At 53.5% G+C, this 19,216-nt stretch carries 19 protein-coding genes; 2 read left to right on the top strand and 17 right to left on the bottom strand.

Annotated features, from left to right (window positions below; genetic code table 11):
* Positions 1-90: 90 nt before the first annotated feature.
* The gene (locus Mal48_RS00985; RefSeq protein WP_145195239.1) at positions 91-435 is read right to left on the bottom strand and encodes a hypothetical protein; all 345 of its coding nucleotides are present in this window, start codon (positions 433-435) and stop codon (positions 91-93) included.
* A 312-nt stretch (positions 436-747) separates the two neighbouring features.
* Between Mal48_RS00985 and Mal48_RS23045 the strand changes: the two genes are divergently transcribed.
* Together Mal48_RS23045 and Mal48_RS00980 are read left to right on the top strand one after the other, a co-directional pair.
* Positions 748-912 carry a hypothetical protein gene (locus tag Mal48_RS23045; protein ID WP_197441942.1) on the top strand — a complete coding sequence of 55 codons (165 nt, stop codon included), beginning with the start codon at positions 748-750 and terminating at the stop codon, positions 910-912.
* Positions 905-1,276, top strand: a complete 372-nt coding sequence (locus Mal48_RS00980) for a hypothetical protein (RefSeq protein WP_145195237.1) — start codon at positions 905-907, stop codon at positions 1,274-1,276. Before Mal48_RS23045 ends, Mal48_RS00980 begins: the two co-directional genes overlap by 8 nt.
* 190 nt (positions 1,277-1,466) lie before the next feature.
* Here Mal48_RS00980 and Mal48_RS00975 read toward each other — a convergent pair whose 3' ends face one another.
* The 16 genes from Mal48_RS00975 to Mal48_RS00900 form a co-directional block, all read right to left on the bottom strand.
* Entirely contained in the window at positions 1,467-2,432 is a 966-nt protein-coding gene (locus Mal48_RS00975; protein ID WP_145195235.1) for a hypothetical protein, read from the bottom strand.
* A gap of 245 nt (positions 2,433-2,677) precedes the next feature.
* Positions 2,678-4,216 carry a hypothetical protein gene (locus Mal48_RS00970; protein ID WP_145195233.1) on the bottom strand — a complete coding sequence of 513 codons (1,539 nt, stop codon included), beginning with the start codon at positions 4,214-4,216 and terminating at the stop codon, positions 2,678-2,680.
* 1 nt (position 4,217) lies between these two features.
* Positions 4,218-6,935 (bottom strand): hypothetical protein, encoded by a 2,718-nt coding sequence (locus tag Mal48_RS00965; RefSeq protein WP_145195246.1) that lies wholly within the window; start codon positions 6,933-6,935, stop codon positions 4,218-4,220.
* A 13-nt stretch (positions 6,936-6,948) separates the two neighbouring features.
* Positions 6,949-7,929, bottom strand: coding sequence for a hypothetical protein (locus Mal48_RS00960; RefSeq protein WP_145195244.1), 981 nt, complete (start codon positions 7,927-7,929; stop codon positions 6,949-6,951).
* Position 7,930: 1 nt separating this feature from the next.
* The gene (locus Mal48_RS00955) at positions 7,931-10,195 is read right to left on the bottom strand and encodes a phage tail tape measure protein (RefSeq protein ID WP_145195225.1); all 2,265 of its coding nucleotides are present in this window, start codon (positions 10,193-10,195) and stop codon (positions 7,931-7,933) included.
* A 45-nt stretch (positions 10,196-10,240) separates the two neighbouring features.
* Positions 10,241-10,723, bottom strand: a complete 483-nt coding sequence (locus Mal48_RS00950; protein WP_145195223.1) for a hypothetical protein — start codon at positions 10,721-10,723, stop codon at positions 10,241-10,243.
* 49 nt (positions 10,724-10,772) lie between these two features.
* The gene (locus Mal48_RS00945; protein WP_145195221.1) at positions 10,773-11,252 is read right to left on the bottom strand and encodes a hypothetical protein; all 480 of its coding nucleotides are present in this window, start codon (positions 11,250-11,252) and stop codon (positions 10,773-10,775) included.
* A gap of 14 nt (positions 11,253-11,266) precedes the next feature.
* A complete protein-coding gene (locus tag Mal48_RS00940) occupies positions 11,267-11,818 on the bottom strand; it encodes a hypothetical protein (RefSeq protein ID WP_145195219.1) in 552 nt (183 codons plus the stop codon).
* Positions 11,815-12,300, bottom strand: a complete 486-nt coding sequence (locus Mal48_RS00935) for a hypothetical protein (protein ID WP_145195217.1) — start codon at positions 12,298-12,300, stop codon at positions 11,815-11,817. The genes Mal48_RS00940 and Mal48_RS00935 overlap by 4 nt, the downstream gene beginning before the upstream one ends.
* Entirely contained in the window at positions 12,297-12,689 is a 393-nt protein-coding gene (locus Mal48_RS00930; protein ID WP_145195215.1) for a hypothetical protein, read from the bottom strand. The genes Mal48_RS00935 and Mal48_RS00930 overlap by 4 nt, the downstream gene beginning before the upstream one ends.
* A 75-nt stretch (positions 12,690-12,764) precedes the next feature.
* Positions 12,765-13,724 (bottom strand): major capsid protein, encoded by a 960-nt coding sequence (locus Mal48_RS00925; RefSeq protein ID WP_145195213.1) that lies wholly within the window; start codon positions 13,722-13,724, stop codon positions 12,765-12,767.
* Between the two features lie 68 nt (positions 13,725-13,792).
* Positions 13,793-14,764: a head maturation protease, ClpP-related gene (locus tag Mal48_RS00920; RefSeq protein ID WP_145195211.1), complete on the bottom strand. Its 972-nt coding sequence runs from the start codon at positions 14,762-14,764 to the stop codon at positions 13,793-13,795.
* Positions 14,730-16,151: a phage portal protein gene (locus tag Mal48_RS00915; RefSeq protein WP_145195209.1), complete on the bottom strand. Its 1,422-nt coding sequence runs from the start codon at positions 16,149-16,151 to the stop codon at positions 14,730-14,732. Before Mal48_RS00915 ends, Mal48_RS00920 begins: the two co-directional genes overlap by 35 nt.
* Positions 16,151-16,330: a hypothetical protein gene (locus Mal48_RS00910; RefSeq protein ID WP_145195207.1), complete on the bottom strand. Its 180-nt coding sequence runs from the start codon at positions 16,328-16,330 to the stop codon at positions 16,151-16,153. The genes Mal48_RS00915 and Mal48_RS00910 overlap by 1 nt, the downstream gene beginning before the upstream one ends.
* Before the next feature lie 38 nt (positions 16,331-16,368).
* A complete protein-coding gene (locus Mal48_RS00905; protein WP_145195205.1) occupies positions 16,369-18,528 on the bottom strand; it encodes a terminase gpA endonuclease subunit in 2,160 nt (719 codons plus the stop codon).
* 9 nt (positions 18,529-18,537) lie between these two features.
* Positions 18,538-19,215 (bottom strand): metallophosphoesterase, encoded by a 678-nt coding sequence (locus tag Mal48_RS00900; protein ID WP_145195203.1) that lies wholly within the window; start codon positions 19,213-19,215, stop codon positions 18,538-18,540.
* Between the last annotated feature and the right edge of the window lies 1 nt (position 19,216).

Genomic DNA, 19,216 nt, shown 5'->3' with positions numbered 1-19,216 from the left:
TCCGGACGGTGTGCGGCCTCAATGGTTCGCGTTTGCTTCACTCGGCCCCCCGAGATGTGACGCAAAATAAACTTGCCCCGGTCGCCTCGCTTAGAGACCGTTACCCGTAATTCCGTCGACCGTGCCATTGCTTGACCTCGTTCCGAGCCGGACGCTTCCTATTCTCTCGTGAGCCTTCAGGGAATTAAACGTCTTGCAGAAGATTGACCATTTCTGAATGGCCTGTCGCGTCACGCCGAATATCTCTGCTGCCTGCTTTTTAGTCTTGATTGTTCCGCGAACTAGCAAAATGATCGCCTGTTCTTCCCGGCTGAGTTCGTCAAGTGGGTGTTTTTCCACTTTTGGCGTTAGTTTCCCCTCGATCCCTTCGGCTGCTTTCGCGAAACGTTCTAAAACTTGCAAGATTTGTATTGACGTATCTTCATCGTGAACCATAATGACATGGCCTTTCGATAACTGTGGTAGGTTGCGATTGGTACTATGAGCCGGATTGGTTACAGCCGATCCGGCTTTTTTTGTGGCATGTGGTATCTTCAGCCACTATTTTCGCTAAGAAAACAAGGTACAAAAAAACCCATCCAATGCCGCCAGCCATTGAATGGGCAAGATCAGGGAAGGCCCTGATTGATTCAAATTGATCGCGAACCGGCTGGCGGGCTTGAGTCCACGTGTCACGAAGTTACGGATTAACACGCCCCGTGTCAATCCGAGTTGTGTAATTATTACCATTCTGATGATATTGCCTAAATGAGTAGTCCACGAATCAACCTGACGTGCGAAAGCGAAGCCCAGAGAGACACATGGGAAAAGGCCGCGAAAAAAGAACGCATTCCAATTACTGTCTGGATGAGAAAATATCTCGACGAGGCTGCTGAAAAGCAACTTGGAATTAAGGGCCATAAACATGACTAAGGATGTCTCAATTGAGTGTGATTGTGGGGCAAAGCTGAGAATTGATCTCGAAAAAGTGAAAGACAATCCGACGTGCCCAAAGTGCCGCCAGATTGTCACCTTGCCCATGTCGGAAACAGTGAGTGAAGAACCAATGCAACTCCCAGAAATACCGAGCCCACCTTCACAAGAGGAGTCACTCAAGTTCTACAAGCTTGCCTGGGTGTGTGTACAAATGCTGACAGTCTATCAGCTATACGCGTTCATTTCTGGCACGCAAGGTCTCGAATATGTCACTCACCAGACTTACTTTGCGGTGAAGACACTGACCATCGTTGTGTGTGCCGCTATTGTCGCGAGATCGCTAGAAGGGCTTGATCTCTAAGAGGAGATATTGAGACAGACCGCATGAAAGCGGGAAGCATGTTCACGCCTCAACGCGAGCGCAAAACACCGTCCAGGTTTCGTTGCGTCAGAAGTGTGCTTGTCTTTTTGGGCAGTCATCGCCGGTTGCCTTAATTGTTTTCATGCCAATACGCCAACAGGGAAAAAGATACTGCACGAATGAACAGCAGTCAAGCGAAATCATCTTCTTTTCTGCCGGCGAAGTATTCGGCGATTTCTTTTTGCATGTCCTCCTTATGTCCCGGACGGAATGACCAAAGCCCCGCCGAGTCTATCACCAGATCTTTCGACGGATCGAAATCGTGACGCCTGAGAATTCCGGCCCGTGTCATATACTGACGGTTTGCTTTTCCGCCATGAAATAAATGCTTGGCGTCCCCTGGAACGAAGCCAACGCCCCGGAAGCCTTGCCGGGCTTCCATCTGCCACGACCGGGCCGACTCGGCAAGCTTGCCGGCGTAGGTCTGCATATAGTGAGACTGACGCCCTAGCCATCCATCACACAAAACGTTGTCGCCACCCCCAACGATGTTGTCGTCAAGGATCCCGCCGCATCGCTCCAGGTAATCACGCCGAGCCATCCACGCCCCGCCCGGTGCGGATGTGTTCTTTTTGTCCACCTCCCCAAGATAGCCGGCAACCGCTCCGATTCGTGTACTGGTCTCGCTTCGGCCGTTGTCCAGGTAGGTCATAGTTTCGAAAAGCTGCACGACGTCTAGCGTCTGCAAAAGCTTGATGGCATCTTCCGGCCAACTCTGATTGTCAAAAACCATGTCGTGATCAATCCACGCAACATACTTGACGTGATCCGGCAAGTGTTGCAAGCCGATATTGATCATTCGTTCTTTTTGCCATAGGACATTCAACGGCCCTCCGTGCAACTTGATGGAATCGTGAATTGTGAAATGGCCATCAAACGAAAGCTCAACCGTAATCAAATTACGTTCCATTCGGCCGAGAGAATGCCGCCACTCAAAGTAATTCCGAACCGGCAAGTGATACCTCTCCGGATTGAAGTGAACCGCAATGATTGCAATTTCATCAACATTGACGGCTTCGGCTGCCGGCTCCGTCCGGGCCTTGCACGACTCGCATGACTTCACGCCCTCAATGTTCCGGTCTTCCGTTTGTAGCACGCACTGGCCGTGCTTATCGCAACTATAGACGCCCTGTGCGTGAATCTTCGGACAAGAGCAAGCAAGAGACAATACTTGATCGCCCCGGCTCTCGCACGGCCGGCCCTTAGCCTTGGCCGGCGTGTCTGAAAACGGGCACGCGCTGCAATCCTCCTTTGTGACAATCCGGGGCTTCTGTGAATGCCCACAGAAACGCTTTGCGGTCATTGTCCGGCCGGCGTGCTTGCAAGATGGAAAACTCATTTTTATTTCTGCCATGGTCTGATTGTGATTGTCCCGGGAAGCGTATCGCCTCCCGTTGCTTTTTGTAGTGTCATTCCGAAACAAGACGGCCGATCATCGCCCCGTTGCGTGAGCCGATACGTTGCCCGATCATCGCCCCGGACGATTTCAACCTCAGCCGTGAATCTCACCTGCCTTGCAACATTCAGTGATTCAATACCGGTCCAATAGAAGCCAACCGTCATTGACGTTCCGGCCGCTTCGTACGGGCTCCAAACGCAATCACGTTCCCCGTCATCCGGATCGTTAACGGCCGGCCCCGCAATAAGCTCTTGCCCGTCCAGGATTGCAGACCAATACGCCACGCAATTAAACGCTGCATTGTGCGCCCCGCTTTTCGGCCGACAAGAATGAGCAAACGGAGTGACTGTGACACATGGCGGAAACTCATGCCGGCCCATTGCTGCCGAGCCCTTACTCAAGTGGCTGACTCGCGACAACGAATTCGCCGAGAGACAATCAAAAACGCCTTTCGTCCAATAGACGATTTTCAAACCATCGGAATAGATTGTTTCGTCTGTGCCGCATAGCTCCAACCGGGCCGATGGCCCTGAATCGGCATTGTCGAAAATCTCAATATGCCAATACATCGAACCATCGTTGAACGCGTCAGACTCGAACACGCTCCCCGCATCGTGAAGCAACGATTGCCGGTTCTGTATCGGGTCGCTTGTGTCGATTCCTTCAGAGTCTTGTGCTGACAAATCCGCATACAGAAGCTTTAAGAACTCTGGCGAAGACTGCCCGGGAAACGAGACGGAAAAGCCTTCCGGCGTGTCGTCCCCACATGCCGGGCAATCGCTCGAAACGCCAGCCGGCAAGATTTGTCGAGTGCATTCGTCCGCGTACGTATACGGATCCCCTCCGATGATTGTTGTTTCACCGGCCGCCTGGAACTCTTCAAGCTCCGTGACTGCCCAGCCTTTCCCCGGAACCGACACGACCTGCACCATAGTTCCGGCTGGAATGTCTCCGGCCGTCATGAGATCAATCTTGACGCGGATCTTCTCACCGGCAGAAACCAGGTGATTCGCCGAAACAAAAAGCCGCTCCTGATCCGGATCGGACAAGATGCGAGCCCCGGCCGGCCGTGTCGACTTATAAACCACTTTCCACCGTGGCCCGTCAAACTCGACTCTCTCAATCTGCCCCTGCAGTGATGTTGTTTCCAGGACGGAAAGCAATTCCTGGCGAGTTATTCCCGCCTGTAGGTCGCCGGTCTTTTCGACATCGCCGGCCCCTTCCCGTTCCCCGATTGTAAGATGGAACGGCAAGCCATCCGGCGTGAACACATCCTGAGTGAATCGCTCCGATGGAATCATCAGGGCCGCTTCTGCCACGCCGTCAATGACCTCTTTCGTGAGGACCGCAAAGCGTGTAGGAACGGCCCCGACTGCCGAGCCCGGACCATTGCCGAGCCCGGCGAATTGACCGGCCCGTTCTCTCTGAATCAGAGAAGAAACGGCCGGCCAATCTTCGGAATGAATAACGTTCGCTTCCATGTTAAGCCCTGACTTGAACAATGTTTGAAGATGCCTGAGAAATTGCAGACTCTACGGAATTGTTATAGCTTTCGATCCGTGAGAAGTTCGCATTGCCGACAATCGACCGGCCGGCGAAGCCAATTAAACGCCGCATACTTGGCGTACGGGCCGGATCGTTCCCCACTCCGAACACGCCACCGATAACGACAACTTCGCTTTCGTCAATGTTGTCATTCAGAACGTTAATGGCCGGCTCGTCTCCGGAACCCTGAGACTTCAAAACGCGTGCATCAACGTGGCTTGTGCCGAAATCAAAATAGCCGCGTGATAACCCGCTGCCGTCCCCGATTCCTAACTCAATGTTTGGATCGTTGCTTGACGGGGCTTCCAGGTCGATTTGTAAATAACGTTGTCCCGGATACCATGCGCCGTCAATGAATTGCGGGAATCCAATCGCCCCGGCATACGATGCGAATTGTCGAATGCCGGCAAGCCTTACGCCGATTCGATGCGTTCCGGTTCCGGCGTTCGTAAACTCAACCGGTTCGCCGTTGTCCGTCTCACTGATCTTGATTGTCTGATTTCCGCTGTCTGTCACTCCAATGGCAACAACGTAATAATCGGCCGAGCCATCCAGGACAACGGCCCCGCCTGAATCTTGAGCCGTTGGCAGAGTATCGGAAGTTGATAGGCGAACAACTTGACCGTCAATGAAATCGCCCGGCTGATTGAGAACGATATCGGTTCCGCTGAAAGTGCATTCGGCCGCCTGCACCAGGCCGTGCAAGATATCGCCGGCCGGTCCCTTCAGAACGACAAGTTCCCCGCTTCTCGGCACATGGTCAAGTGACCAGTTTTGCGGACTATTCCAATGGTTCGCCGATCCCGCCAGAGACTCAACCGAGACTGTCAACGCCGATTGACCGGACACAATCAAGCTGTCTTGATTGATCTTTACCAGGTCGACCGGACGCCCGGCAAGTGCCCCGATATACTCAATGAGTAGCCGCCTTGGCGTACCGTCAAAAAACACATTTCCCGCCCCAATATCCGGCAAATCCTCGTAAGCCGCTTCAATGTTTGGCAAGCTGTCATTGTAGGGAATGTCAATGCTCGGCTGGCCATTAACTAGCGAATAAGTTCCGCCCGTTGCGGTCGGGTCAATGTTGACGGCTTGAATTTCGTTGATTCCAGCAACCGGCGTGACTGCCTCGCTGATAATAGCATCTTGACCGCCCGTCAATCCGCTTCCATCAATGGCAATGAGTGGAATTGTCGTTTCCGCCAGGTCCCCGCCGTACTCGATTTGGAAGCTGCTGATTGTCCCCGTGACCGTGACCGTTTCTCCGGCCGAGAGTGTTGCGTCAATGGCCGCTTGAATGTCGTCAATGTCGTCGCTTGCAAAATCAATGTCTGTCGTCTCGGCTTTCCCGGAAACCTGTAGCGGAAACGTGCCGCCTGTTGCCCCGAGAATCGTAACCGCGTGAATATCGTTTACTGGCCCGGCTCCCTCGCTGAGATATTCTGCGTCTGTGGTGCCGAACTGAATTAACGGTTGCAACGCCCCTCCGAGTCCGTTCTGGAATTGTACGACATAAATGGGGACGCTACCAAACGTGAAGCCCTGAATTTCCCCGGTGTTAATATTCGGAAGGCTGAGCAATAGCGACGCTATCTGAGACATGGAACCGCCCCCCGATGTGTGACCGTTCCAAGTGACGGTTTGCGTGCCTGTGGTGCCCGCCGTGAAGTCAAACATCTGAAATGAGTCATGCGATTCGCCTTGATACGCCTGCAACTCGTCAACCTGGGCAGACACTGGCCCACTAAACGATATAGACACATCGGCCGGAACAGAGAACACCGCGTGAGACGTCATTGAGCCGCCCGAATGCAACTCCTGACCACCAGCGAAAGACACTGTGTTTGCAGGCAATCGCTCATCCCACCATGATTGACTCACCACGTTCGCAATCTGCGTCGCATAAGCGACACCATTCATGTGCACGTTGATTAACGTACTGGCAGACGAATCTTGATGAAGGCGGATTTTCCATACGGCCGGTGCATCGCCCCCAACGCTTTGAGCGCGAGAGACGGCCGCCGTTGATAGCCCCGTGAGCCCGGACGTGTCTGCCTTGATCGCAACGCTTTTGCCGGCCCAGCTTCCCCCAACCTTCACCCGGTAAGTTCTCGGCTCGGTTGCTTCCAGGGTTACAGAGAAGTCCCCGCCGCTTGCGCTCGTCAGCGCGTCCAGGTCGCTTTCAAGATTCTCGGCCGTTTCGTTATACGCCTGCCCTGTCGTCTCTTCCCATCCTGAACCAAAGTCTACGGAAACGGTAAACGTTCCGCCCGTGGTGTCTTCGGGTAATGCAATCAAGAACTCTTGATCAATCGCCAGTTTGCCCGGCCGTATCCTCTCGGTGAATGATCCGGCCGGATTGCTGGCTGTGATGTTCGAAGCCATAGGAACGCCATCGGCCGGCCCCATGATCTCAATGGATGATTGCCCGGCCGTATAGTCGACCGTTACGCCGGCAACGCCTGCAAGCAAGTCGGCAAGACGTGACGCAATGGTTGCCGTCGTGTCCCCGTCCTGACCGCGTGTCTCAACGGACGCAACGCCGTCGAAGTCGACTTTATACAACGCCCCGAAAACTGCATCATTGACAGTGACGGTTGCCGTATGTCGTACGCTTGGCGAATTTCCCCGCCACTGATTCACAATTAAACTCATTTATATCGCCTTCTTATCGAATAGGTAGAACGCCATTGAATGGACGCGGTTTCTTTAGTGTATACTCTAGCGTTACGATCTCTTTCGGTTCTAGTGGTGTCTTGATCTTCAATAGGTCACTGAACAGCCCCTTTTGCTTATTGAATGGTACGACTTTCCCGGTAAGTGGATCGACTCGATAGGCTGCCCCATCCTTAGAGAGTAATTGCGGGCTAGAGATATTTTCGCCGGCATCGTCGACAATAGGCCTCAAGACGGCTTTGTATTTCGGCGGATAAACGTGCCCCGGAACCTCTTGCCAGCGTAGTTCCATCGTGCCGGCATTCAGTAAGGTTCTCACCCATGTCTGTTCGTTGTGAACAAGCTTGATTGACGCAGCCCTGTACGATTGTTTCCCGTGGTATTGCCGGCCGCCAACCTGGAACGATCCGACCTGTAGCGTTTTCGGCAAGCACGGAAAGCCGTCAATAGAGACGGAATCGGCGTTAATGGCCTTGCGGTGCGTCCCAACCCATGACGGCAAATGGTCGGGAATGTTCTTTGTGATATCAAAAACGAGTAGGTCAAACTCATCCTCTACGCCCTCGATAAGCTGCCCGGCCTTGTTGAGCAACGGACGCCCCTCGTGGTCTGTGGTGACGATCCGTCTCACTGTTGCCGTGCTTGTCGTGATCGACGCTGGAACGGATAGAATATCCTTGACCGGCTCATCGACTGACGACGAATAAGACACGTTAACGAGAAACTTCCAGCCCTTTCCGCCCTCCTTTTGTGCATTGAGAACTTGCCGAGTCGTGAACTGCTTCACCCTTAACGCTGCATTCGCCGGATGTGCTTGGCCGTATTGCAAAGACTTATCGTATTCATACAGTGCATCTTCTGCCCCGTCCAGGTCTGAAACGTGAGCCTCATAGAGCCTAGTTCTTTCCTGCTGAGTAGAAAACGAACCGGTCTGGCCTGTTGCCGGGTCGAAGCTTAAAACCTTCGGTCTCATGTTACGCCTTCTTATTAACTATAACCATGTCGTTTGCTTCCAGATAATCGGCAACGCGTGCTAAGAGATCGGCCGAAATCTGAGAATTCACTTTGATATCTTCCTGGACTTTGAGCGTTTTCTCCTCGTTGCTTGCCCGTGGCGACAACGCTTGCGCGATAATCCTTTGCGCCTCTCCGGTCCCAAGCTCAAGAGACTGATTCGACGCAACCCGCTTGACTGTCTCGTCAACGATTTCCGGCGTCTCGTCTAGCTGTTCTTCAACCTCATGGCCCCGGAATTTCGACAAGTGGCCGCCGATAGTTGAGAGAACGCCGAAAGCCGGCGAAATCTTTTTTAGTCCGGAAATCCCGGCATTCTGAACCGTGGACCTGACGGCCTGATTGTGTGCCTCTTTCGCCCCTCTCGCGAGATCTCCGAGCATTGGAGAAAAAGCACTTTGCAAGCCCTTAGCCGCTCCTGGGATCTGGAATTGAAAGCCGGGCCTTTTCGCTTTCCCTGACGGTTCTTCGTCCGGGGCTTCCGGCTCAACTTCGTCCGCTTGTGCCTCCCTCCTTGCAATCTCTTCGTCAATGGCCGCCAGTGCGTCAACTGTGGATTGCAACCGGTCCTCTCGAATTTTCTTCTCTGACTCCGCCGCCGCCCTCTGATCCTGAGACGGTATTGACTTCCTGTGAGCCTTTAACTCTTCGTCCGATGCGAATGTTGTGGCATTTCGCAAGTGCTTCGCCTGTGCCGACTTGTCTTTCTCAAGCCTCTCCTTTTCGGCCCTTAGCTCATCCAGCGCCTTATCCTTGTCCATCCCCTGGGTTTTCTGGACGAATTTTTGATTTGCAGACGCCTTGATTCCCGCCAGTTTCTCCTCAAGCGCAACGCTCTTTTCGATCTCCTTATTCAACGCCGCTTGATGGCCCCGAGCAACCAGGATAGCCGCCCCGATGGCCGCAATGGCTACCCCTAGTGCAATCATTTGAGGATTGGCTTTTGACAGAATTGTCATTGCCTTAGACAGTGCCAAAACCGCAACCCGGACGCCTCCGACTGCGCTGGCCGTTACGTTCGCAGCCAAGCCCAACGTAACCAAAGCCGCCCCGGCCGCTCCGACAACGGCCGCTAGCTGGACGATTTCCATAATGAGCTCTTCATTCTCTGAAATGAATTCGGTTGTCACGCCTAGCATTTCAGACGTGGCGTCAATCCATTCTCGCGAGCCAACTTCCGTAGCGTCTTTCAACGCGATAAGCGTCCCCTCTGCCGATGAACTGAGCCGGCGAAATGAGCCGCCTAAATTGTTGTCCATTTCTTCGGCCGTCTTGAAAACCTGCCCGTCAAGGTCTTGCAGCTTCGTCAAGAACTCGTCAAAGACAGCCCCGCCGCCGGCAAGCTTCAGGGCCGCCGCCTGTCCGCGTCCGAAAACCTCCTCAAAAGCGTTGAGCCGGTCGCCACTTCCGAGATTCTCCGTGGCTTTTGCAATGTCGTTGATAACACTCGCGAGTGGCCGCATGTTGCGGTGTGCGTCCAGGGCATCCACGCCAAGCTTTGCAAGCTTATTTTGCGTCAAGCTTGACGAAAGATTCTTGTAAGCTCTTGCCAGTGCGTTACCGGCAAGACTGCCCTTGATGCCGTTGTTTGCCAGCAATGCTATTGCCGCTAAGACTTCCTCAATGGATTCGCCGGATTCCGCAGCAATCGGCCCGACCGGCTTTAATGCCTCCCCTAAGTCTGTCAGTGATTGAGCCGAGCCGTTAGCGGTTGCCGCCAAGACGTCCACGACTCGGTCGGAATCTTGCGCCTCCAGGTTAAATTGACGAAGTGCCGCCCCGGCAATGGAAGCCGCTTCCGGGATCTCCGTGTCTGTTGCCCTGGACAACGCCAAGACGCCCGCAATGGCCGTGTCGATCTGAGACCGGTCAAAGCCGGCCCGGCCGAGTTCGACCATTGCAGACGCCACCTGAGACGCTGAAAAGCTGGTTGTCCTGCCAAGCTCTTTAGCCTTTGCGTTCAGTGCTTCAAACTCGGCAATCGTCCCGCTCGTGACGGCCTTCACTTTGCTCATCTGGTCTTCAAAGTCGGCCCCGACTTTGAGAGCAACCGAGAGACCAACGGCAATAGGTGCAACGGTCCGAATGAGTTTTTGGCCGGTCCGGGTCGACACTTGCGAGAACATACGCAAGCGGTTTTCCGCCCTGGTCAAACCCTTGTCGAGTCCGCCATCTTTGGTGAAAATGCGGACAAACGCCCCGCCCGCTTCGATGTTTTTAGCCATTGCCTACCATTGCCGTTTGAAGCTCTGAAAGTTTCCCGCCGTCGTTTACCGGCTTCTGGAACTTGTCAGTTTCCGGAAAACGCCCTTGAGCCATCCAGACAAGTTTCCGAAGCGTGATTCCTTCAAGCTGGGATATTCCCAACGCCCCGGCAAGCTTGAAAACGTCTGCTCTAACTCTTGTTCCACCGCTTTCATTGCCGCATCTATCGCCCCGCCTGTCTGGATTCGCATTGTTCGAATGATTCGCGAGAGATGCGGGGGGTAAAAAAGCTCCAGGGCTTCCAACGTCGCTTCAATCGCATTGTCGGCCGCTTCGCCCCGGTGCAATTTCCACCATTCCGCATAGGGCTCGTCATGTGAGGAAATGCAATGAATCACCGGCAAGAACTCCCGGACCGAACTAGCCGCCCGGCCGACTGATCCGATATCGTACAAATCGACATTAAGCCGATCATAAACCCTTTCAACGGCCGGCAAGTCGATTTCAATGAATCGCTCATTGCCGGCCGTATCCTTATACCCTGCCATTGAATAGCCGTCCGCTTAGAGGAAAGTTAAAAGAACGCTTGCCGGTGCTTTAAGGGCCTTCTGTTACGGTAATTTCCGGCGATTCGCCCGCTGGTGAATCAGACGGTGCAAGAGTGATAGACACGTCAACGGTTCCCCCGGACGGTGCCGATTTGCTGAATGTAACCGTCCACCACGCTTTAAGAACTTCAACGCCGGCGCCTGACGGATTGCCGTCTGCCATCTGTAACAAGACTGGAACCCCGGACAATGACGCATCACGTAGTTTGGCGTAGTACGCACGCGACGACAAATAGCCAACCGGCAACGCCTTAACGTTGAACGATGCGGCAATTGCCGCCCCGTAGGGAATTTCCCGTTCAATTCCGCCGTGCTTCTTCAGCATGACGGTTTCGCTTTTCGGCGTGACGCTCCACTGACCGTCCTCCGCTTCCTCGATCTCCACAAATGTTGGGGTGTCCCAATCATCAGCCGTGTCAATATAAATCTTCTCGAAGTATCCCCGGTGTACTGCTGTTGGTGCGGTCATAGTTCTTTAGTTCCTTATCGAATAGAGTTCTTGAACTGGTCTGGTAAGTTTGGGGCCGCCGTTTTTAACGCTGGCTTCATGAACGGATTGCCCTTGAATGTCATTGGAACCCGCCGCCCTCGCGAGTTTGGTAACGTTGCCCGGCCCCCATGCTCCAGGTGTCGGACCGTGCCCGTTTTAGACCGGATCGGCCCGATAATCACCTCTTCATTTGGGACGTCGTAGCCAAAGAAAAGAAACCTCTTTAGGAAGCCGCTCGGGCTTCGTGGCGGTTCGCCGGGCTCGGCTTTCTTGTAGGGCCGCTTTGGTGGTCCGTATGGCCCGGCCTTGCCCTTTCGTTTGAGTGCCCGATACTTCTTTTGCTTGTTCTTGAAGATCGCCTGAGAGCGTGGCGACATTTCCGAGAGAGCAACCCGCCGCGACTTCTTAATGGAACGCCGGGCAATGGTACGGACTAGCCCGCCGCCCCGCTTTAGTGATCGAATCTTGCCGGCAAGAACTGCATCTTTAACCGCTGCCCGGTCAAGGAAATAGTTTTTCTGGTAACTCTTGAGATCAATCGTCACGCCCGCAACTCTTCTAGCTGGACCTGAATAACCGACAAGAACCGGCCTCGCTCGGCTTCGTCCGGGTCATATGCTGGATCCGTGGTTAGCGGGTCGACAACGGTATAGTTTCCAGACGGCCCGGCAAAGTTCCGGCCCTGCCCGGAATCGGGTAAGAACCACCGCTCTAGCTCTTCACTGAAATCAATCAAGCTTTCAAGCTCTGCGAGATCGTCCGCAATCTCATCCCGGACGCCTTGACCACTGCTAAGCTTTGCCATAATCCCGACGTAAACGATTGCCGTGACGGTCGAACTGTTTCGGCTCGCTGACTCCTTGCTTCGTCCACCAGGACAAGCCACAATCAACGGCTTTGACGTCAACGTTTTTCCCTGAATAGATGGCCTGTGGCCTCGAATGACGTCAACCGCCTTGCCGAGAGTTTCATCAGCCTTTAGTGCTGCTGTAATAAGCTTCACCGCGTTTAAGTCTGGAGCACTCAAGACGAAACCTCTAAGGATAAAACGGTGTGAATTCTTACGTGCGATTCGGACGCGTCCAGGTAACGCCAAGCCGGTTCTGATTCGAACCGCGATACCCTGTAAACCTTTTGCATTGTGCCGCTACTGTCAATGATCTCGGCCCCTTCATTCGGGGCAATAAATGAACCACCTGAAATGAAATCGCTCGCCTTGACGATCCAGTCAACAACCTCTGTTTCGAGTGCTAGCTTTTCCTGGTAGTTTAGAAATCTCGGCTCAAGCGTTTTTGTCGGCTTGTGGAGTTCGACCGGATCATCAGCCGGCGTTGCCAAGTATGTAACGGAATCGCTTCCCGTGACTTCCTGGTTTGCATCTAGTGCCGCTTGAATTGCCCCGTGCCATAAACTCATAGAAAACACCACTCAGAGAAAAGAACGCGAGCCGAGCCGAAACCCGGCCCGCGTGAATGCTACTCCGCGTTAAGCTTACGCCGGGGCAATAATGCCTTCGGTGTTGCTGATCGCATCCGTCACGACAATCGGAATTCCGTCAACTTCCGTTGGACGTGGTGCCGGGGCTCCGGTCTGGTTTGTGGCCGTGCGACTCTTCCGCAACTGCCCCAAAGATCGGCGATTCATCACAATGACGTTCGGCTGTCGCGAAGCCGGGAACGTCTCCAGAGAGTCATAGATAAGATCGTCAGTCAAGCCCTTGTTCGCATCGGCTGTCAGGTTGCAGATACGGCCAACGGAATGAGCCGAGCCGACTTGAACGCCGAGCCATCCCATGATTGGAGTCCAAAGCTCCGTATAATGGCCGGTCGCCGAGCCTTCCGCCTTGGTCGAAAACGTTTCGTCCTGCGTGATCTTTCCATCGTTACCGATAATCGCCTGAACGTCTTTCTGATCGTCACCAGTACGCACTAGGTAGACGGACGATCCTGTATTGGCCGTGGTGCCGGCTGCACTCAACACCATTGCATTCTCAAGAGCATCCAGGACGTCAGCCAGCCCCGCAAAGCCGTCGTTTTTGTTGTTCGTTCCGTTGATGAACTGTTGTTCGGCAACAAAAAACGCTTCCTTCAAGTGGGCTCTGGCTTCACGTGCAATGTAAGCCTCTCGGCCGCCGCCGTTATCCATGTTGCCCCGGAAGCCGTCAGCCAAAGCGATATCAACGCCAAACGACGCGTCAAGCAACTTCAACGTGACAGTGACCTGTTTGTTCTCTGACTTGTCCGTTTCAATCCCGTCGTTAATGTCACGGAAGCCAACGGCCGGGGCTCCGTCTTGCACGACGTATTTATGGGTCGTTCCGTTTGTCGCAACGGCCGCCGCCAGTGTCGAGAAGAAAGGAGCATCATTCAGCAAATCGGTAACGCCGAGATCTCGAACGTTGAAATCATTGATCTTGGCGAGATCGGTAAGAGTTAGAAAATCCTGTGCCATAGAAAAAGCCTCTCAAAAGCTGTGTGGTAGGTTGCTTGAAAAGTCTGTGAGCCGTGCCGCTTTACTGCTTACTTGAACTTGACGATATCAGCCCAGCATTTCGGCTTGTCGTCGTCGTCCGCGTCCGTGTCGCCTCCGTCAACGCTGCTGTCTTCCCCGTCGACGTCCAGGGCCGCTAGCGACGCCTGCAATTCCTTAGACTTGGTCTCGGCTTCTGCCAATGCCTTGTTTGCCGCTGCCAGTGCTTCACCTTGCTTGACGACGTGCTTTGCCAATGCGTCCGAATAGCTCATTTCGGCTTCCACGTACTCGGCCGCGTCCTCGGCTCCGAAAGTGGCCTTGAACTTCTTGAATTCGTCCAGGTCAAACCCTTCAGTCTTACGTTCTTCGGTCATAACTTTTTGATCTTTCGTAGTAACGGCCTGAAGTTTTTCGGCCTGCTGAAAACTCTCGGAATCAGCCGAGAGAAAAGAAACGTCCAATTGAACCGGGCTCCGCTTTTGCCCGGTCAAAATCTCATCGCAAAACCCCAACTTCAACGCATCTTGAGCATTCAAGTAGGTGTCTGAGTCCATTAGCTCGGCAAGCTTTGCATCATCTAGTTTCGTCTTCTCGCGATACGCGAGAACGCAATTGCCTTGCAGCGTTTCATATTGCTGAATCGCCGATTCAAAATCCTTCTTACGCCCGTTTCGGACCGTCGAATAGGGATTATGAATCATAATGCCGGACGTCTCGAACATTGCCACGTGATCGCCGGCCATCGCAATGACGGAAGCCGCCGAGCCCGCCAGTGAATCAATCGTAACGCGAACAAATCGGTGATCGTCTCGCAATGCGTTATAGATCCCGAAACCTTCCCAAGCGTAGCCGCCGCCGCTATTGATTCTGACGTGAACCGTTTCCGCTTCCCGGTTCGCCTTCAATTGCTTAACGACATCTTCCATTGAGACGCCGGAACCGTCTGGACGCTTGCCGATTGCGTCATAAATGTGAATCTGTAGTTCACTCTCGGCCTTCTGGATCGTCGCTAGTAACATCCGGTGAATTTCCCTCTAAGACAATAGGAACGCCGAGTTTTTCGGAATACTCAAACGCTTTCTTTCGCTGTTTCTGAATCTCATAGAAATCAATGCCGTGCTGCCGGCAAACTCTTTGCGGACTGTTAAGCCCCGCCTGAATGGCCATGATATCAGCCTTGATCTCTTTGGACGGATCCCACCAGGGCATCCCAACGGGAACGAACTCAAACCAGAGTTTCCGGCCCTGATAAGCCTCTCGGATAATGCTGGCCGGTGCCGTGATCTCTCCGCGAATTAACGCGAGACGAAACCGCCATAGCATCCAATCGTACGCCCAGCGTAGATTGCGGGCTCGCTTGTTCACGCATGAACGCTCATAGTGCAACCATGCCGACTTCGAACCAAAGAAGTTTGTAAACGACTCATTGAAGAACGAAAATGGAATGTCCAAAGCCTTCAACGCAATCTGTATAACAAGCTGTAAGAACTCTTGAGTATTAACGCCCGGTGAATCGCTCTCCAGGAATTCCGCCCGGTCCCCTGGCTCCATGTCCAATAACGCCGGGCCGGCCCCGAAATTAACATCATAGCCGGACGGTTCTTCGTCGTCGCCTTGACTAGAGAGATCGCCGGCCGATTCGTCGGCATCGCGATAGAAAGCCAACGCGAAAAGCTGATTGACTTTCATTTTCGCAAATGCTAGCTCTTTGCCTTCGTAGATATCTTGAAAATCATTAACAGCCGAAACTAACGGACTGATTCCGCGAATTTGATCGAACCGACTGTAATATCCGTGAAGGAATAGACGCGAATTCGTCACAATTCGGTTGAACTCGTAACCATTCCCGCCAGCCCCTCTATTGTGGATCGCATACGCCAAGTGACGCCCGGAATTAGAGACGCGTACGCCGTTAATCCACCGACCGCGATAGACGCCATCAGCCGGATTCTTAATGAGATCGCTTTCAATAGCCTGCACGTGACCGCTGGCAAGCTTCATGGAACCACAATCGCCGTCAATGACCGCACAAGCTTCAAGCGTTCTCAAGTATTCGTCAAAGCCGAACCGGCCGCGAACGTCGAAAGATTCCGGCTGTGAAACGCCGTGGAACCACTGCTCAAACAATTCGTCAAACGCATCATTTCCGCTCTGACTCTGCAAGTGAAATTGAGTCGTGTAATCCAGGTGACGCCGAATAGCCCAATCGAGAATAGACAGATTGCGACGCAATCCGCGAACTCCACCGCTAACGGTTCTCCGCTTATGGATCGGCAAAACGGTATCTTCGTGACGCAATACCGGCGAAAACGGCCGGCGTTTATTCCCGCCTTTCGCTGCATCATACTCAAGCTTTGCCGGCTCGGAATCTAGGCCAACCCCGCAGACGTCAACGACTGTTTCCATTATGTGCCTGAAAGGTTAATACTAGAGACTACTGGACGCCGCTTCTTTGCGTTTGGGTCGTTTCGCCGATTCTGCCTGTTAAGCGTGTCCGGGTCATGAAACTCCGTGGCCACTCCGTCAACCGTGACTTTTTTGACGCCTGTTTTCAGAATTTTATCAATGCTCGTTTCTTCACTCATTGTGTTCGCCTCTTATACCCCTATGCAAAAATATGACACTAGGACAGCAAGTTACTAACACGCCTGCGTTTACGTCTTTTCACTGCCTTTTTTGGTGGTGCCGTGGCCGTTAATTTCTCGCCCAACATGGACGCCCCGACCGCACAACCTGCAACACAATCCCACAAGTGATTGTCTCGCCCTGGAATCTCATTCCACTTGTCCAGTGTTTCGCCCTTGATCGTTACCCGAGTGCATCGCTCGGCTGTTAATTGCTCGGCTAGCATCTTATGGGCCGATGCGTTCGCCTGATAAAGACTCAATGCCCCCGGTTCGCCGACTGGAACGCTAAGCCGATTGTAAATAAACGTTTTCCAATGATTCGATGAAAACAAGACATAACGCCCGCCGTTATTCCTGGACGGAAGAAGCTTCCACCATTGGCCGCGTCTTTCGCCGGGCTTCGGCTTAGTTTTTGGGCTAACAAGTGCATCGTCTGGAGATGTGACGCCCCGTCCCCTGGACGGGTAGAGGATCCCCTTGAACCGAGACCGTCGACAAAACGCGTTGACGACTTCCGTTGACTGATTCCAGTTTGTATCAATCAGACACAATTCGACCTGTAGCGGGTCGCCTGACTCTGTAAGGTATTCCCGGCCGAGTATGTCACTCGTTAATTCTCGCAAGCCCCAAGCAATAGACGACTCAAGACCGGCCCCTTCCCCGGCCGCTGCCGATCCTTCCGCTAGCGTGTTCTTGATCGTCGATAATGTGAAGTGATTCGCCGGCTGATCCGGGAACGCCCCATAGGATACAATCGAGCCGGTAAAGCCCGGCCCCCACGCCGTGACCGTGTACCAAAGAACATCCTTTGAAACGTCAATAAATGCCGTAAGTCGGTTCAATGAATCGGGGATTCGATTGCGAGAAACTCCGGATAATCGCCGGGCTACCTCTTGCGGAATCAAAGCCGCTGTTTCGTCCTCCGTTGTCCGCAATGGCTTGTTCTGATATTCCGCCATGAATGCCATTTCATCGCTGAAAAACAGATTCATGGCATGTTGAACGGCCGAGATCTCGCCTTTAGCGGCAAAGTATCTTTCGGGCCAACTCATTTTCGATCCGGCATCCATGGCCGGCCGGTTCTCTAAATAGAACTCAGACGATTCAACGCCCTTGTTTCCATTCTCGAAGCTCTCGTTTCGGATCCGTCGATATTCTTGCCAAAGCGCATCAGTTGCCCGTTGCTCCGGCTCGCTTAGCCCTGTGCCGGGAAACGCTTCCACAAGCTGGCTTTTCTCGCCTTGAAACTCTGGATTCTCTTTCCGATTCAGAAGCCTATCGGCAACGTCGTTTTCGTAAATCACCGTACAGGGAATGACGATGCCCGTTGCACGATCCGGCCCGGCAAGATATCGCACGTCGGCCTTGATAACCTGCTCCCTTTCGTCGCACTGGCCGGTGCTTTTCGCTGACTCCCGGTCTTGTGGATCGTCGACGACTGCCAGTGTAGGCCGCACAATGGCCCCGCTCGGCCGCTCGTATTGCCGGCCCCTGATTTCCCCTTCAATGCCGCACACGTCAATGATCGAACCGCAGCCGGCCCCGTAGTCGTCGCCAAACTTGAGCCGGGCCTCTTTGATGTAGCTTTCGGGCAAGTATGCAAAGACGACTTGATTTTGAGCCCATTCGATCATTGTCGGCTCGCCTTGGAACTTCTGGCCCTGTGCTTTTCGCGTTTCGCCTTTCAAGTGCCGCAATGGTGCAATGATTTCCGGGAAATCTGCAAACAATGGCTCTGAGAAACGAAAAGACGACTTGAGAGATTTCAGCAATTTCTGTGCTGAGTTTTGCGTTTTTCCAATGAGAACGGAGTACGGAGAATGGCCATACAGAACAGACCAGACAACGGCCCAACGGCTGACGGTTGTTTTCCCCGAGCCTCTCGGCATCGCGAACGCGAATTGATCGCCATTGATGGCCGCCGATTGAATCAACTCGGCCGCCCGCCTGTGTGCGTTCGACCATGGCAAGCTAAACGCTTCCCCGCCGTAATGGTCGCAGAATGAAAGAAAATCAAACTTACAATCGGCCCGGCGTTGCGGTTCAACCGGCCCGCGTGTCAATGCTGCTTTGAAGTTTAGAAAGACATCTTGAGACGCTGCCCGGTTCTCTGCGTGCCAATTATTTGACGCTTCGTCTTTGCTGCAACTGCTCATTGCGTTCCGTTATGTTAGATTTGCCGGTTCCCAATATGCGTAACTGCCATCCAGGACAACGCCGCAACCGATTAACGGCTTGCGTGCAAACTTCCGACCATACTCAAACTGAAGTTGTCTCCAATCCACTCCGCAGCCAACGGAAAGCCCGAACATTCGCCGGGCTCGGTTCGCTAAAAAGTTGACGCCGGCGTTTCCGTGTAAGTGCCCAATGACGGTTGAACACGTATTCTCTTTTGCCTGATTCGTGGCCGCGTATCGGCCCTGGCTTCCTGTTTCGCCGTGAGAATACAAAACGCCGTCAAGCGTGAGAGAGTCGTAACGCGGATAGACTTGCCAGCCTGGAAGATTCCAATAGTCGGTGTCGCCTCGAAGAATGTCGCTAGGAAGCCCGGCCGCTTCCGCTCGTCTTGCCGGCAATGCGTCATGATTGCCCGTTAGCCAATGAGCCTCTGGAAATAGCCGGCCGAGCTGGGCCACCTGCTTGCGGGCTTCCTTCACTTCCTGATCAACGCTATGCGTTTCCGGCTGCTTGCCATGAAAGTTGATGGCGTGCCAGTCTACTAGGTCGCCGATGTGAACAACGGTATCACAAGACCACTGTTTATAGATCGACTCCAGGAACTTCGGATAACCCGGCAACATTCCGGGGCAATGAGTGTCGCCGATGATCAAAACGCGTGCCATG

The organism is Thalassoglobus polymorphus, from assembly GCF_007744255.1.
Taxonomy (GTDB): domain Bacteria; phylum Planctomycetota; class Planctomycetia; order Planctomycetales; family Planctomycetaceae; genus Thalassoglobus; species Thalassoglobus polymorphus.
This window is presented reverse-complemented; position numbering and strand designations above follow the sequence as displayed.